Here is a 14,318-nt window from a genome sequence, read left to right as displayed (position 1 = left end):
TATCTTTAGGGCATGACTCAAAAAGAGCGCTATGCGTTTGTTCTCAAGTACTTTGAGGAACATGCGCCCAATGCCGAAACAGAACTGATCTACGACAATCCATACCAATTACTGGTAGCTGTTATCCTGTCTGCGCAATGCACAGATAAACGTGTAAATATGACCACCCCGGCCATCTTTGAGCAATATCCGGACGTATACGCCCTCAGTAAAGCCACGTTCGATGATCTGTTCCCACTTATCCGCAGCATCAGCTATCCCAATAATAAAACGAAACACCTGATTGGCATGGCCAACATGGTGGTAGAGGACTTTAATGGAGAAATCCCTGCCACGGTACCAGAACTGGTGAAATTACCCGGCGTAGGACGGAAAACCGCCAATGTTATTACTTCCGTGGTACACCAGCAACCCAATATGGCTGTGGATACCCATGTATTCCGGGTATCGGCACGCATTGGCCTGACTACCAACGCCAAAACACCCCTGCAAACCGAACTACAACTCATTAAACATATACCCAAAGAAAAGGTGTACATCGCCCACCACTGGCTTATCCTGCATGGCCGCTATATTTGCGTGGCCAGAAATCCCAAATGCGGAGAATGCGGGCTTCGCCCGGCCTGTAAGTATTACGCCAAACTTGTAAAAGCCAGTTAATCATGCGCCCGTTCCTTACCGCTGCCTGGAAAAAGCTGTTGATGATCAATTTTGAAGCTGATCCGGCAGTGCTCCGCCACTGGCTGCCAGCACATACAGAACTCGACACCTGGAATAACACCCACTATATCAGCCTGGTAGGATTTCTCTTCGAAAATACCCGGGTAAGAGGCTTCAGTTTACCTGGCCATCGTACTTTTGAAGAGGTTAATCTTCGTTTCTACGTTCGCTACAAGGAAAGCGGTACCTGGAAAAGAGGAGTGGTATTTGTAAAAGAACTGGTTCCCAAACCACTTATCACCCTGGTAGCCAACAGCATTTACCGCGAAAGGTATGCTACCTACGAAATGAGTCATAGCTGGCAATATCCCGATGCACACAGCCTCAAGGTTAGCTACCGGTGGAAAGTTGAAAATGAATGGAACCATTTATCTGCTACCGCGCTACAGGCCACCCAATCCATATTGCCGGGCAGCGAAGCCGAATTTATTACTGAACATTACTGGGGATATACCCAGCTGAACGCATACAGCACCAGCGAATACCAGGTCACGCATCCTCAATGGGAAATTCATCCCGTAACCGATTTTGCATATCATTGTAATGCCTGTGCTTTGTATGGCAATAGCCTCGAACCCATGTTGCAGCAACAGCCACTAGGTGCTCTGCTGGCCGTGGGCTCGGACATTGCTGTCATGCCAGGCAAAACAATCAGACGGGGTACGCTGTAAACAACGAAAGTTTCTTTTATCCATCATTAATTTCAACTATAACTATCATTTTTTATTTATCTTAAATGGTTCATTAAGATGCAATAAATTAAGTATTAGTCGTTATGAGATTAGCTGTTAGGGTACAACTATCGTTTATGATGTTCCTCGAATTCTTTATTTGGGGAGCATGGTTTGTTACACTGGGCACCTTCGTGCTGAAAAACCTGCAAGGCACCACCGACAGCCAGGTGGGAGTAGCGTTTCTGACCCAATCTATTGGTGCAGTGATAGCACCATTCATTGTAGGTATTATTGCCGACCGTTTTATCGCCGCACAAATTATCCTGGGCGTAATCCACCTGCTGGGAGCTGCGCTGTTATGGACCTGTTCGGGCATGACGAGCTTCGATACTTTTTACCCCTTGCTGCTGGCATATATGATCCTGTATATGCCTACGCTGGCGCTGGTAAATTCTATTTCTTTCCGGCAAATGCGTGATCCCAGCAAGGAGTTTTCCTTTATTCGTGTATTTGGCACCGCGGGATGGATCATTGCGGGCCTGCTGATCGGTTGGCTAAATTGGGAAAAGAACAGTTCTCTCGACCTCACCTTTAAAATGGCGGCCGCTGCTTCGCTATTATTGGGAGCGTTTAGCTTTACCCTGCCCAAAACACCGCCGTCAAAGAAAGGCACGGAAATTTCTGTAAGGGAAATCCTGGGATTAGATGCTATCCGCATGCTGAAAAACCGTTCTTACCTGCTGTTTTTTCTATCCTCCATCGCCATCTGTATACCACTGGCATTCTATTATAATTTCACCAATCCGTTTTTAAACGAGATAGGTATGAATGCCGCTGCCGGCAAGCAATCTATGGGCCAGATGTCGGAGTTCCTGTTTATGCTGGTAATGCCCCTGTTCTTTGCGCGCCTGGGCGTAAAGAAGATGCTGGGATTAGGTATGCTGGCCTGGGTAATCCGGTATACCCTGTTTGCCTATGGAAATATTGATGCCAATTACTGGATGTTGATTATAGGTATTGTGCTCCATGGCATCTGTTATGACTTCTTCTTTGTAACTGGTCAGATTTATACTGATAAGATAGCGGGAGAAGAATTCAAGAGCTCTGCCCAGGGCTTTGTGACGCTGGCCACTTACGGCGTGGGGATGCTTATCGGATTTTTAATTTCCGGTCCTATTGTAGCGTCCTATAAAACCGCTAATGGTCACAACTGGCAGAGTATCTGGTTAATTCCTGCAGGTATTGCCGCTGTGGTGCTGGTGTTATTTATGTTATTTTTCAGAGATAGCAGGCAGAGTAAGTAGCTGCATACATAATCATTGAGCAAAGCGTTCAGATTTCTATAAAGCAAAAGGGCTATGTGATCATACAGCCCTTTTGCTTTATAGAAATGCTTTGTATTTAACTTACTTTTACGAATATGGCTTTACCGAAGGAATGATTTACCTCTACCAGTACCAGGGTACCGTTTTCATATTTATATACATTCTTTCTTCCTTCTGGTAAAATCAGTTCATACATGCCTCCGCCTATTGACTTTACCGGCAGGAATAGCCCTAAGGTTTCAGAGAATACCCGGCTCAGCTGCTTGGGTTCTGCAAAATAGAGATCCGCCACACAGGCTTCTATTTCGGCATTATCCAGCGTCGACTTTTCACCATTGACTATAATTGTATATTCTTTCCCGTTACGACGGGTAAGTGTTTGCTTATCTTCCCCGTTTTTAGTGATCCGGGAAGATTTGGCCGTATTGAGCACGTTATTGCTGTATTCATTTATGATGTCGCTGTTTACCTTAGATAACATCACCTGTATACGTGTTTTTATAACGATGCTTTTTGTTTGCCCGTTTACTTTCCTGTTGGCTTCTATGGTGCCAACCGGATGGTTAGCTACGCGTACTTCGAAAGTATTGGTTTGTGCATATACCTCCGCATGCAATACAGCTGATGTTATAACGGTAAACACTACACGAAAAAGGCTATTCATAATACCTAGCTTGATCAAAAAATATTTTTTATGGAGCGCTGCAGCTGTAAATCCTCTCCCCATATAGGAAAATACAAAAAATCCTGTCACGATGGACAGGATTTTTTATTGTGTGCTATAAATAATATCTGATGGCTGGCAGACTAGGCCAGCATTTCTTTGATCTTGGTAACCAGCTCGCCCTTGGTGATGGGGACGCCCATGATTTTATTATAACCATGTGCATCGATCAGGAACTGGTCGCGGATAATTTTGATTAATTGACCATTATTGATTTCCGGGATCAGTACTTTATCGTAGCTGTGCAGGATTTCGCCCAGGTTTTTGGGGAAGGGACGGATATGGCGGATATGTGCATGTGCCACTTCGTGTCCTTCGGCCAGCAGGTCCAATACAGCACTCTTGATGGCGCCATAGGTTGATCCCCAGCCCAGTACGAGTACCTTACCTTTTTGGGGCCCCAGCTCTATCTTCTGCAGTGGAATATGTTCTGCTATTTTATCTACTTTCTCCTGGCGGATTTTCACCATCAGCTGATGGTTTTCCGGATCGTAGCTTACATTACCGGTGATATTTTGCTTTTCAAGCCCTCCGATGCGGTGTTCCAGGCCGGGAGTACCGGGCACGGCCCAGGGGCGTACCAGGTTCTCGTCGCGGTGGTAAGGCAGGAACTGCTCCTCTCCTTCTGCCAGTTCTCTTTTGAACTTCACTGCAATCTTTGGCAGATCGGCTGCTTGGGGAAAGCGCCAGGGTTCAGAACCGTTGGCAATATATCCATCGCTAAGGAAAATAACCGGTGTCATGTGCTGTACGGCAATACGGAATGCTTCAAAAACAGCGTCGAAGCAATCTGCCGGCGTAGATGCCGAGATCACGGGCATCGGACATTCGCCGTTACGGCCATAATAAGCCTGTAAAAGGTCAGATTGCTCTGTTTTGGTAGGTAAGCCGGTAGAAGGTCCTCCGCGTTGAATGTCAACAATTAAAAGCGGAATTTCGAGCATCACCGCCAGGCCCATGGCTTCACCTTTCAGTGCCATGCCCGGACCGGAAGTAGTGGTTACTCCCATATGTCCGCCATAGGAAGCGCCAATAGCGGAAGTAATTCCGGCTATCTCATCTTCCGCCTGGAAGGTACGGATACCAAAATTCTTGAAGCGGCTCAATTCGTGCAGGATATCGGAAGCCGGTGTAATGGGGTAAGTACCCAGGAACAGCGGCAAGTCGGCTTTTTGTGAAGCGGCCACGAGGCCGTAGGCCAGCGCCGTATTCCCTGTAATACTGCGGTAGGTACCTGGTTCCATGCGGGCTTTTTCCACGCGATAGCGGGTGGTAAAGGCTTCTACAGTGTCGGCAAAGTTGTAGCCGGCGTGCAGAACTTTCAGGTTACTTTCCAGGATTTCTGGTTTTTTACCGAATTTCTCTTTGAGGAAGGCTTCGGTATTTTCCATGTTACGGTCGTACAGCCAGTAGAGAAAGCCCAGTACAAACATATTTTTGGCGCGGTCTTTCTCTTTCATCCCAAGGGAAGAGTCTTTCAGGGCTTCCCTGGTCATTTTGGTAACGTCCATGGTGTGCAGCTGGTAAGCTGCCAGTGAACCATCTTCCAGCGGATTTACTCCTTCCGGATAATTGGCAAGACGGAGGTTTTTTGCATCAAAGCCATCGGTGTTGGCCAGGATGATGCCTCCTTTTTTAAGTCCCTTGAGGTTAGCTTTCAGCGCAGCCGCATTCATCGCTACGAGCACATCGCAGGCGTCTCCCGGGGTGAATATCCTGTTAGATGAAAAATGTAGCTGGAAACCACTCACACCTGGCAAGGTTCCTATTGGGGCACGTATTTCGGCCGGAAAATCCGGGAATGTGCTGAGGTCATTACCAAATAAAGCGGTATTATTTGAAAACTGGGTACCTGTTAACTGCATCCCATCTCCACTGTCGCCCGCAAATTTTATCACTACATCCTCCAGCTGTTGAATCGAAGTATTAGGCATCTATTTATTCTTTTAAAGGTATTCTTTATTTAAAGATGTAAATTTAGGTAATCGGCCGGTGTTATTGCGCTATGAGGCAATATTATTCCCGATCCGATTACAAAAGTACACAACTTTAGTAGACTATTATGACTTAAAGCTGGCCTGCTCATTACTTATTGTTATGGGTGATAACATGAAGTTATTGGTTATAAAAATGCTAATTTTGGCCGGATTTGGGGGATATAAGGGCCCTGGTATTAAATCAAATCGTATTTTTAACCCATAAATTTAAACTATACTTTATGGCACTATTTCAATCGAATAACCCTGTACTGAAACAAAGTGTATTTGACAAAGCTCCTCATTTGGCGGGAGAAACCATGACTATCCGTGGTACTGTTAACAAAATGTCTTTCATGTTGCTTTTGCTGATGGCAGCGGCAGTTTTTTCCTGGGGTCAATTTTTCAGAAACGGCAGCTCCGTGATGCCGCTGGCTATAGGTGGCGCTATTGGTGGGTTCGTACTGGCTATGGTGATTATTTTCAAAAAAGAATGGGCTGGCTACCTGGCTCCCGCCTATGCATTGGCAGAAGGATTATTCCTGGGTGCTATTTCCGCAATTTTTGAAGCACAGTGGCATGGTATTGTGTTGCAGGCGGTTGGACTTACCTTCGGTACTTTTATCGCTATGCTGGTACTATACCGCACAGGCGTGATCCGCGCTACCGAACGTTTTAAAGCTATTGTAATGACAGCTACCCTGGGTATTGCTGTTTTCTATCTGATAGCGCTGGTATTGCGTTTATTCCATATAGAAATGCCGTTAATCCACAGCAGTGGTACTTTCGGCATCCTGTTTTCACTCGTTGTCGTGGGTATCGCAGCGCTGAACCTGATTCTCGACTTTGATATGATTGAACAGGGAGCAGCACAAGGTGCACCTAAATATTTCGAATGGTATGCATCTTTCGGGTTAATGGTAACCCTGGTTTGGTTATACCTGGAAATACTGCGCCTGCTGAGTAAGTTGAACAGAAGATAATCACCTTTTTCGATAAGCTCAAAAGCCGTCACCATCCGTGTGACGGCTTTTTTATTTGCGGATAATCGATCACGTTATTTTGTTAATATCTTCCAAAAGATATGTTAAATGCAGGAGCTTGAAATATTATGGCACCGTAATTGCAAAATCGATCCATAACATCAGGTACTTTACATCTTGAGGAGCAGGAAGCAAAGACTTTGAATAAGCCTACAACTGTTACTACCAGTGTAAATTAACTGAGAACGATATTCAACAAGAGCAATAGTTTGTTTTCATAGGGGTTAATCAAAAAGCCGGTTCCGTACGTCTGTACGGCCGGCTTATTTCTTTTATATGGACGATCATCACCTCTGCTCATTTCTCTCCTTTCTTATTTAGCTGTTCGGGGAAATTTAACTGCGCCATAGGGGTATTGGTGTTGGTATACGTCATTTTTTAAATCGCCCCTTAAAACAGCAATTATGAAGAAGCAGTTTATTATCACATATACCAGCTTAAGTATCGGATGGCTACTGTTAATGATAGTGATCTTCAGTATTATACTGTCCAGCTGCAACAAGGACAATATTTCCGGATCTGGCAATGTAGTGAAGGAAACCCGCAGTGTGGGTGCCTTTACAGATTTGGAGGTATCGGGGCCTTTTGAAGTGCGGCTAATACAGGAAGGCAATGGCGCCGTAGAGATTCGAGCAGAAGACAATATTATTGGCGTGATAGAAACGGGCATCCGCAACAACAGTTTGTTTGTGCGTTTGCGTAACCGGGTAAACCTGCGCCGTCATTTGCCCATAAAGATATACGTGCACAATTCCATTTTTCAGCGGGTGAAATTTGATGGCAGTGGTTCTTTAGATAATAAGGATACCATACATACTTCGCTTTTCAAGTACGAGCTGAACGGCAGTGGAGATGCTTCGTTGTTGCTGAATACAGGGGATCTGAACACCACTGTTAATGGGTCGGGGAATATTGGGTTGAAGGGGTTGGCGACTACTTTAAGCAGTGAGATCAATGGGAGCGGAAAGATAGCAGCGATGGACCTGGAGGCGCAGAATGCGATTATTACTATCCGGGGTTCTGGCGATCATGCCGTGTATGTGCATAAAAACCTGGAAGCGAGGATTTATGGAAGCGGGAATATTTTCTACACTGGGGAAGCCAGGTTGATAGCCGATGTAAAAGGTTCCGGAAAAATTATCAAGCAATAATTTCGTATAGCCTACATAGTTATACTGTCTGTGTTTATAACGAAAAAGGCCCCCGCATCTGCGGAGGCCTTTGTTATTTGAGGATGGATCCTTTATCAGGCGCCACCTAATTTGCATTTCTGCAGCACTTCCCATGATTTTCCGTTGTGACGGAGGAAGTAGAGGTTATTTACCTTAAAGGTAGCCTCGTATTCCTTGTTTTCATATTCGGGCCATGCTTTATTAAACTGTTCATCTTCCAGGTCTTTAAAGGCCACGGTAACGTGTGGCGTAAATCCTGTACGTGCCAGCATGGTACTAAAGCCAAATTCCTTACGCAGGAAGTTGATTAATTGACGGTGCATGGCCGACATGGTTTCACTCTTTTCCACGTTGATGAAGAGTACACGGTTTTGTTTGTTCGGGAAAGTACCGAAGCCTTTCAGAGACACTTCAAAAGGAGCCTGTGTTTTGGCAAACTCTGTCAGTTCGTCGCAGAAAGCTTTTTCCAATGCCGGATCAGCCGTGAAAGGTACCTGCAGGGTAATATGCGGTAACACTTTCAGTGCGTACATAGGACCGTATTGTTCTGCAAATTCCTGTTTGATCTTTATAATTTCTTTACCTACTTCTGCAGTTGGCAGGAGGGCGATAAAGTAAATTTTATTATCTGGTTTAGGTTCGAAGCGTTGAGGTCTTCCGCCCTGTCTTGGGCTTCCGCCGCCGCGATTGTAACCACCACCGCCACCGCGATTGTAGCCACCGCCACCACCGCCACCGCGATTGTAGCCACCGCCACCGCCGCCACGGTTGTAACCACCGCCGCCACCGCCGCGATCATAGCCACCACCGCCGCCGCCACGGTTGTATCCACCGCCGCCACCGCGATCATAGCCGCCGCCGCCACCGCCGCGATTGTATCCACCGCCGCCGCCGCGATCATAGCCGCCGCCGCCACCTTCACGGTTGTAGCCACCGCCGCCGCGATCGTAACCGCCGCCGCCTTCACGGTTGTAGCCGCCGCCACCGCGATCGTAACCGCCACCACCGCCTTCACGGTTGTAGCCACCACCACCACCGCGATCGTAACCGCCGCCACCGCCTTCACGGTTGTAGCCGCCGCCACCGCGATCGTAACCGCCACCACGGTCATATCCACCGCCGCTGCGATCATATCCGCCGCCACGGTTGTAGCCACCACCACGATCGTAACCACCACCGCCGCGGTCATACCCGCCGCCTTCACGGTTGTAGCCACCATCACGGTTATAGCCGCCATCACGATTGTAATCTGTACGCGGACGATATCCGCCTTCACGATTGTAACCAGGGCGCCCTTCAGAGCTGCCACTGTTGTAGTCGGGTTTGCCGCCTTCCCGCTCGTTGTTTAAGTTGGGTTTGTCATCGCCTTTCTCCTTATTGGGATCATTCTCTTTGTTGGTATCAGGAGAATAAGGCCTGCGGGGGCGTTCGTTTCTCTCAAAATTCATCTTACTTAATTAAGCGTTTGAAGCAATATTTGCTATGATTTCATAAAAATGAAATACGTCCTGATAGGAATTATACAGGGGTGCCGGTGATACCCTGATAACTCCAGGCTCTCGCCAGTCAACGATTATACCGGCATCGGTCATCCGTTGATGTATTTCTTTACCGCTGTTGATAAACAGCAAAGATAGTTGAGCGCCGCGTTCATTACAATTTTCCGGTGTTATAATCTGGAAGTTTATGCCTTTTAACTGTTGCAACAGGAACGCAAGATAACCAGTCATTCCTATGCTTTTGCTACGTAAAGCGCCGATACCGGCCGCTTCAAATAATTCCAGGGATGCTTTCAGGCTTACCATATTAAACACCTGAGCGGTGCTTTGTTGCCATCCTTCAGCTTCTTTTTTAGGCACAAACCCCTTTTCCATTTTAAAACGTGCACTCTCTTCATTGCCCCACCAGCCTCCTAATCTAAGAAAATCACGGTTGCTGGCGTGTTTCTCATGCACAAATGCGCCTCCTACTGCGCCAGGACCGCCATTCAGGTACTTATAAGAGCACCAAACGGCAAAATCTACGTCCCAATTGTGCAATTCTACCGGTATATTTCCAGCTACATGTGCCAGGTCGAAACCTGCGTAAGCACCTGCCTTGTGAGCAGCAACTGTTATAGCGGGGATATCAAAAAACTGTCCGGTATAGTAATTTATACCTCCAAATAAAACCAGCGCTAAGCTATCACTTTCCCGGTTAATAATCTCCAAAATATCTTCTAATCTTATCAAACGTTCTCCTGGTCGGGGAGAAACTTCTATCACTGCAGTTTTCGGATCAAATCCAAAGAGCTTTACCTGCGTTTCAACTGCGTATTGGTCGCTTGGAAATGCTCCTGCTTCCATTAACACTTTAAACCGCTGTTTGTTTGGCCGGTAAAAACTTAGCATCATTAAATGCAGGTTCACCGTCAGCGTATTCATTACTGTCAACTCCTGCTGGCTAGCTCCTAATAAGCCCATCAACGGTTTACTGCAGTATTGCTGATAATATAACCAAGGATTTTTAGCTTTCCAATAACCTTCCACCGCACATTGCTGCCAATCCGCCAGTTCCTGTTCTATAGCCGCTTTCACGTTCTTTGGCTGTAATCCGAGCGAGTTACCACATAAATAAATCGCATCCTTCCCGTTACGCTGTGGAAAATAAAATTGATCTCTGAATTTATGTAGAGGATCCTGTTGGTCCCTTTCTCTGGCAAAAGCCAACGTCGCTACGTACTCCATGGTCTTCCAATCTTACGCCTTAGTATTCTCTCTTAATGGCGGTTCTTTGGTTTGTCAAGTTTATCCCCTATACTATTATTGTAATATATCTATCTCTCATTACAGGCTAAATGGCCTAACCAACTATTTAAAACAGACTGTCTTTTAATATTTTATTGCTTAATTATCATATGGCATATAAGGCTAAGGCTGTATATGGCTAGTAACGTGTCAATTGTCTGTGGGTCAAAAGTAATAAAGGCTATTCAAATGCCACTCATTCCAAATGTTAAAATTTGTTAATGAAAGGAAAAATCTAAATCCAGCCCGAATATACAAAAAAAATCCGTCCCGAAGAATCGGGACGGAGACTGTTAACCTACAACTGTTACACTGTATTGAAAAAAAACTTAATTCACGGAAATGCCATCTACCTTTTTCTTACCCCGTACTTCCTCTACGGTAGCTTCAGGCTCGGGGAAGAAATGATAGGGCTTGGGCGACAGATACTTAGGATCATGCATCTTCCTCACTTCATCGCGCTTCATAAATATCTTTATCACGAGCACCAGGAAAGGCACATATTTGAGCCACCGGGGCAGATTGTACCGATCCAGTACATCGATAGACCTTTTGTTCATGGCATACATCACCGGTACCAGTATCAGGGTCAGGAATGTGGCAAACACGAGCCCGAATACCATGGTCCAGGCTAAAGGTCCCCAAAACGCCACGTTATCTCCCCCAAAGAAAATATGCGGATTAAACTCGCTGAACAGGGAAGCAAAGTCAATATTAAAGCCCACAGCCAAAGGAATCAGCCCTAATATAGCCGCTATGGCGGTCAATATTACCGGCGTCATACGGGTTTTACCTGCTTCCACCACCGCATCATATACCGGCATCTTCTGCTGGATCAGCAAATCGGTAAACTCTACCAACACGATACCATTACGTACCACAATCCCTGCCAGGGCCATAATACCTACCCCGGTCATTACTATTGAAATGCTCATCTTAAAGATGGAAAACCCAAGGAATACCCCTATGATACTGAATAATATTTCCATAAAAATGACCATCGGGCGGCCAATCGAGTTAAACTGGGTTACCATGATCATTAAAATCAACCCAAAAGCTCCCAACATTGCCATCATCAGGAAGTTCATGGTTTCCTGCTGGTCTTCCTGCTCACCGGTCATCTTAATCAATACAGAAGCCGGGTGACTGAAATCATGCAACGATGTTTCGATATGCTGCACTACTTCATTGGCATTAAAGCCGGTCAACACGTTGGAATACAGTGTAATCACCCTTTTCTGGTCGATACGTTTGATACCTGCATAGGTATTTGAATAATGGATATCCGCTACTGCCGACAAAGGTACCTGGCGAACGACGCCTCCCATATTCATATCCCGGTAAACCAGGTTCAGGTTCATCAGGTTGTTAATGTTATTACGCTGATCTTCCCTTAATCGTACCATGATCTTGTATTCGTCTTTCGCATCGCGAATCTTGGATGCTTCGAACCCGAACAAGGCCGTACGTAAAGCGCCTCCGATCTGGCGGGTAGAAATCCCCTGGGCATTAGCCCGTTCCCGGTCGATGTTCACTACGATTTCTGGTTTATTGGCTTCAAAGTCGCTTTTCAGCTCTTCCACGCCACCAATCTGCAGGGAGTCGAGGTAACGTTTAAGCCGGAACGAGGTGCTGGTGAGCTCATCGAAGTTATCCCCACTGATTTCGATATTGATCGGCTTACCAGTTGGCGGTCCGCCCTGCTCCTGTTCTACCGTGATATTGGTTCCGGGGATACCTTTTACCGCTTCACGGATCTTATCCAGGTACTGCACAGTAGATTGCCCGTTCCTGGCGCTAAATTCCACGAAGGCCACCGTAACCTTACCTTTCTGCGGCTGTACGCTCAGGTCCATCTGGGAAGGATCTCCGGCGCCTTTAGCCACATTGGAAATAATAGATTCAACGATCGGATTCCTGGCTCCTACTACCTTGGTAATGCGGCTTTCCACGATACTGGTAATGGAATCTGTGTATTTCTGATCGGTACCATTCGGCAACTCTATATAAGTATAAATGAAGTTAGGATCGGCCTGCGGGAAGAACACTACCTTTGGATTTCGTATAGCCGTTAACATGATACTGAAAATCAGTAATCCGAAAGTAGCTATTACAATCCATACCGGGCGCCATCCTAATAAACACCACTTCAAAATACGTTTGTAACGTTCCTGTACCCTGGGCCAGAAGTTGTGCTGGAAGCGGCGCGCTACGCCACCCAGCCAGAAACGTTCCAGTACAATCATCAGGTACACGAATATGACAAAGTTGCCCGTGCCCACGCTGCCATTCGCATATCCCATCAGGGCAATAAAGGCAAATACGCCGGAAAGGATGGCAAACTTCTTATCGAACCTGGGTTTAGGATGATTTTCGCCTTCATGCCTGTCCATGAAATCTACTGCAAATACCGGGTTAATGATATAAGCCACAATCAGGGAGGCTCCCAGCGTAGTGATGAGGGTTACCGGCAGGTAGAACATGAACTTACCGATTACCCCGGGCCAGAAAAGCAGGGGGAAGAAAGGCGCCAGTACTGTAAGAGTACCCGAAAACACTGGTAGGAACACCTCTCCCGCCGCTATCTTGGCGGCTCTCACAATACCCAGGTCCCTTCGCTCATTATAAATACGGTGTACGTTTTCTATCACCACAATCGCGTCATCCACCACGATACCCAATGCCAGCAGGAAAGAGAACAACACCATCATATTGAGCGTAAACCCATACATCGGCATCAGCAGGAAGGCGATGAACATGGATATAGGCACCGACAAAGCAACGAAGATCGCATTCACGGCTCCCATGAAAAACATGAGGATCACTGTTACCAGCAGGAAGCCGATAATGATAGTATTAATCAGGTCGTGCAGGGTTACGCGTGTGGATTTGGACTGATCAGCCGTGATGGTCACTTCCAGGTTTTTAGGAAAATAATTTTCCTTCATATCCTTGGTGATAGCCTGGATCTTATCAGATGCGTCGATCAGGTTCTTTCCGCTCTGTTTAATAACGTTGAGGGTGATTACATTCTTTCCCCGGAGGCGGGCATAGCTTTCCTGTTCCAGGAAGCCATCAACCACCGTAGCTACATCTTTCAGGTAAACGGTGGCGCCGGATTGTCCGCGTACAATAATATTTCCAATCTTGCCCGGGTCTTTATATTCGCCTTTTACACTGAGCGTACGTTTCTGGCCATCCATGGCTACCAGGCCACCGGAGATAGTAATATTTTCGCCCTGTATAGCGCCGATGATGTCGTCAAAGCTGATCTGGGCCGCATCCATCTTGTATTTGTCCACATTGATCTGGATTTCGCGTTCCAGTTCACCTACCAGGTCCACACGGGTAATTTCATTAAGCGCCTCGATACGGTCTTTCATATCATCTGCATACTTTTTCAGGGTTTGCAGATCGAAATCGCCCGACAGGTTCACGTTCATGATAGGAATTTGCGATACGTCGATCTTCACGATCTGCGGCTCCTGTGTGAGGTTCTGCGGCAGGTCTTTCTTGGCATCATCTACTTTTTCACGCACCTGCTGACGGGCTGCTTCTATATCTTCATTGGCATTGAACTCGATGGTGATCGCAGAAAAGTCCTGCATAGAAGTACTCTTGATCTTCTTTACACCGGAGATGCCGTTGAGTTGTTTTTCGATAGGTTTGGTAACCGTCGTTTCCATATCTTCCGGAGAAGTACCGGCGTTAATGGTGTTGATATAGAACTGCGGGAATACCACCTCGGGAAACTGTTCCTTTGGCAGGCTATTATAGGTAAGAATACCGGCAAGTGCAATGATAATAGTGGCAACGTATACGCTTACCTTATTATCAATGGCCCAGCTGGTAGGCTTAAATTCTTTATGGAGATTATCTTGCATACACTTGGTTTTAG

10 protein-coding genes are annotated in these 14,318 nt (G+C 46.4%); 5 read left to right on the top strand and 5 right to left on the bottom strand.

The annotated features are described in order from the left end of the window. Window positions 1-12: 12 nt before the first annotated feature. The 3 genes from nth to HGH90_RS21250 all read left to right on the top strand — a co-directional run bounded on the left by nth (window position 13) and on the right by HGH90_RS21250 (window position 2,698). Entirely contained in the window at window positions 13-660 is a 648-nt protein-coding gene (gene nth / locus HGH90_RS21260) for an endonuclease III (protein ID WP_168766970.1), read from the top strand. Window positions 661-662: 2 nt separating this feature from the next. Next, entirely contained in the window at window positions 663-1,391 is a 729-nt protein-coding gene (locus HGH90_RS21255) for a YqjF family protein (RefSeq protein ID WP_211172663.1), read from the top strand. Between the two features lie 104 nt (window positions 1,392-1,495). Next, window positions 1,496-2,698, top strand: a complete 1,203-nt coding sequence (locus tag HGH90_RS21250) for a nucleoside permease (RefSeq protein ID WP_168766969.1) — start codon at window positions 1,496-1,498, stop codon at window positions 2,696-2,698. Between the two features lie 97 nt (window positions 2,699-2,795). Here the strand turns inward: HGH90_RS21250 and HGH90_RS21245 are convergent, their stop codons facing one another. Together HGH90_RS21245 and HGH90_RS21240 are read right to left on the bottom strand one after the other, a co-directional pair. After that, window positions 2,796-3,383: a DUF6134 family protein gene (locus HGH90_RS21245; RefSeq protein WP_168766968.1), complete on the bottom strand. Its 588-nt coding sequence runs from the start codon at window positions 3,381-3,383 to the stop codon at window positions 2,796-2,798. Window positions 3,384-3,526: 143 nt separating this feature from the next. After that, window positions 3,527-5,377, bottom strand: coding sequence for a 2-oxoacid:acceptor oxidoreductase subunit alpha (locus tag HGH90_RS21240; RefSeq protein ID WP_168766967.1), 1,851 nt, complete (start codon window positions 5,375-5,377; stop codon window positions 3,527-3,529). 284 nt (window positions 5,378-5,661) lie between these two features. Here HGH90_RS21240 and HGH90_RS21235 point away from each other — a divergent pair, with 284 nt between their 5' ends. Continuing rightward, window positions 5,662-6,402 carry a Bax inhibitor-1/YccA family protein gene (locus HGH90_RS21235; RefSeq protein WP_168766966.1) on the top strand — a complete coding sequence of 247 codons (741 nt, stop codon included), beginning with the start codon at window positions 5,662-5,664 and terminating at the stop codon, window positions 6,400-6,402. Between the two features lie 464 nt (window positions 6,403-6,866). Then, on the top strand, window positions 6,867-7,613 hold the full coding sequence (locus HGH90_RS21230) for a head GIN domain-containing protein (protein WP_168766965.1): 747 nt from the start codon (window positions 6,867-6,869) through the stop codon (window positions 7,611-7,613). 95 nt (window positions 7,614-7,708) lie between these two features. Here HGH90_RS21230 and HGH90_RS31815 read toward each other — a convergent pair whose 3' ends face one another. The 3 genes from HGH90_RS31815 to HGH90_RS21210 all read right to left on the bottom strand — a co-directional run bounded on the left by HGH90_RS31815 (window position 7,709) and on the right by HGH90_RS21210 (window position 14,304). Further along, window positions 7,709-9,082 carry a 2'-5' RNA ligase family protein gene (locus HGH90_RS31815; RefSeq protein WP_247680027.1) on the bottom strand — a complete coding sequence of 458 codons (1,374 nt, stop codon included), beginning with the start codon at window positions 9,080-9,082 and terminating at the stop codon, window positions 7,709-7,711. A gap of 9 nt (window positions 9,083-9,091) precedes the next feature. After that, complete coding sequence (gene kynU / locus HGH90_RS21215; protein WP_168766964.1) at window positions 9,092-10,360, bottom strand: kynureninase; 1,269 nt, start codon at window positions 10,358-10,360, stop codon at window positions 9,092-9,094. Window positions 10,361-10,749: 389 nt separating this feature from the next. Then, window positions 10,750-14,304, bottom strand: a complete 3,555-nt coding sequence (locus HGH90_RS21210) for an efflux RND transporter permease subunit (protein WP_168766963.1) — start codon at window positions 14,302-14,304, stop codon at window positions 10,750-10,752. Window positions 14,305-14,318: the final 14 nt, after the last annotated feature.

Source organism: Chitinophaga sp. Ak27 (assembly GCF_012726295.1).
Lineage (GTDB): Bacteria > Bacteroidota > Bacteroidia > Chitinophagales > Chitinophagaceae > Chitinophaga.
The sequence above is the reverse complement of the archived record's forward strand: the minus strand, read 5'-3'. Positions and strand labels throughout refer to the sequence as shown.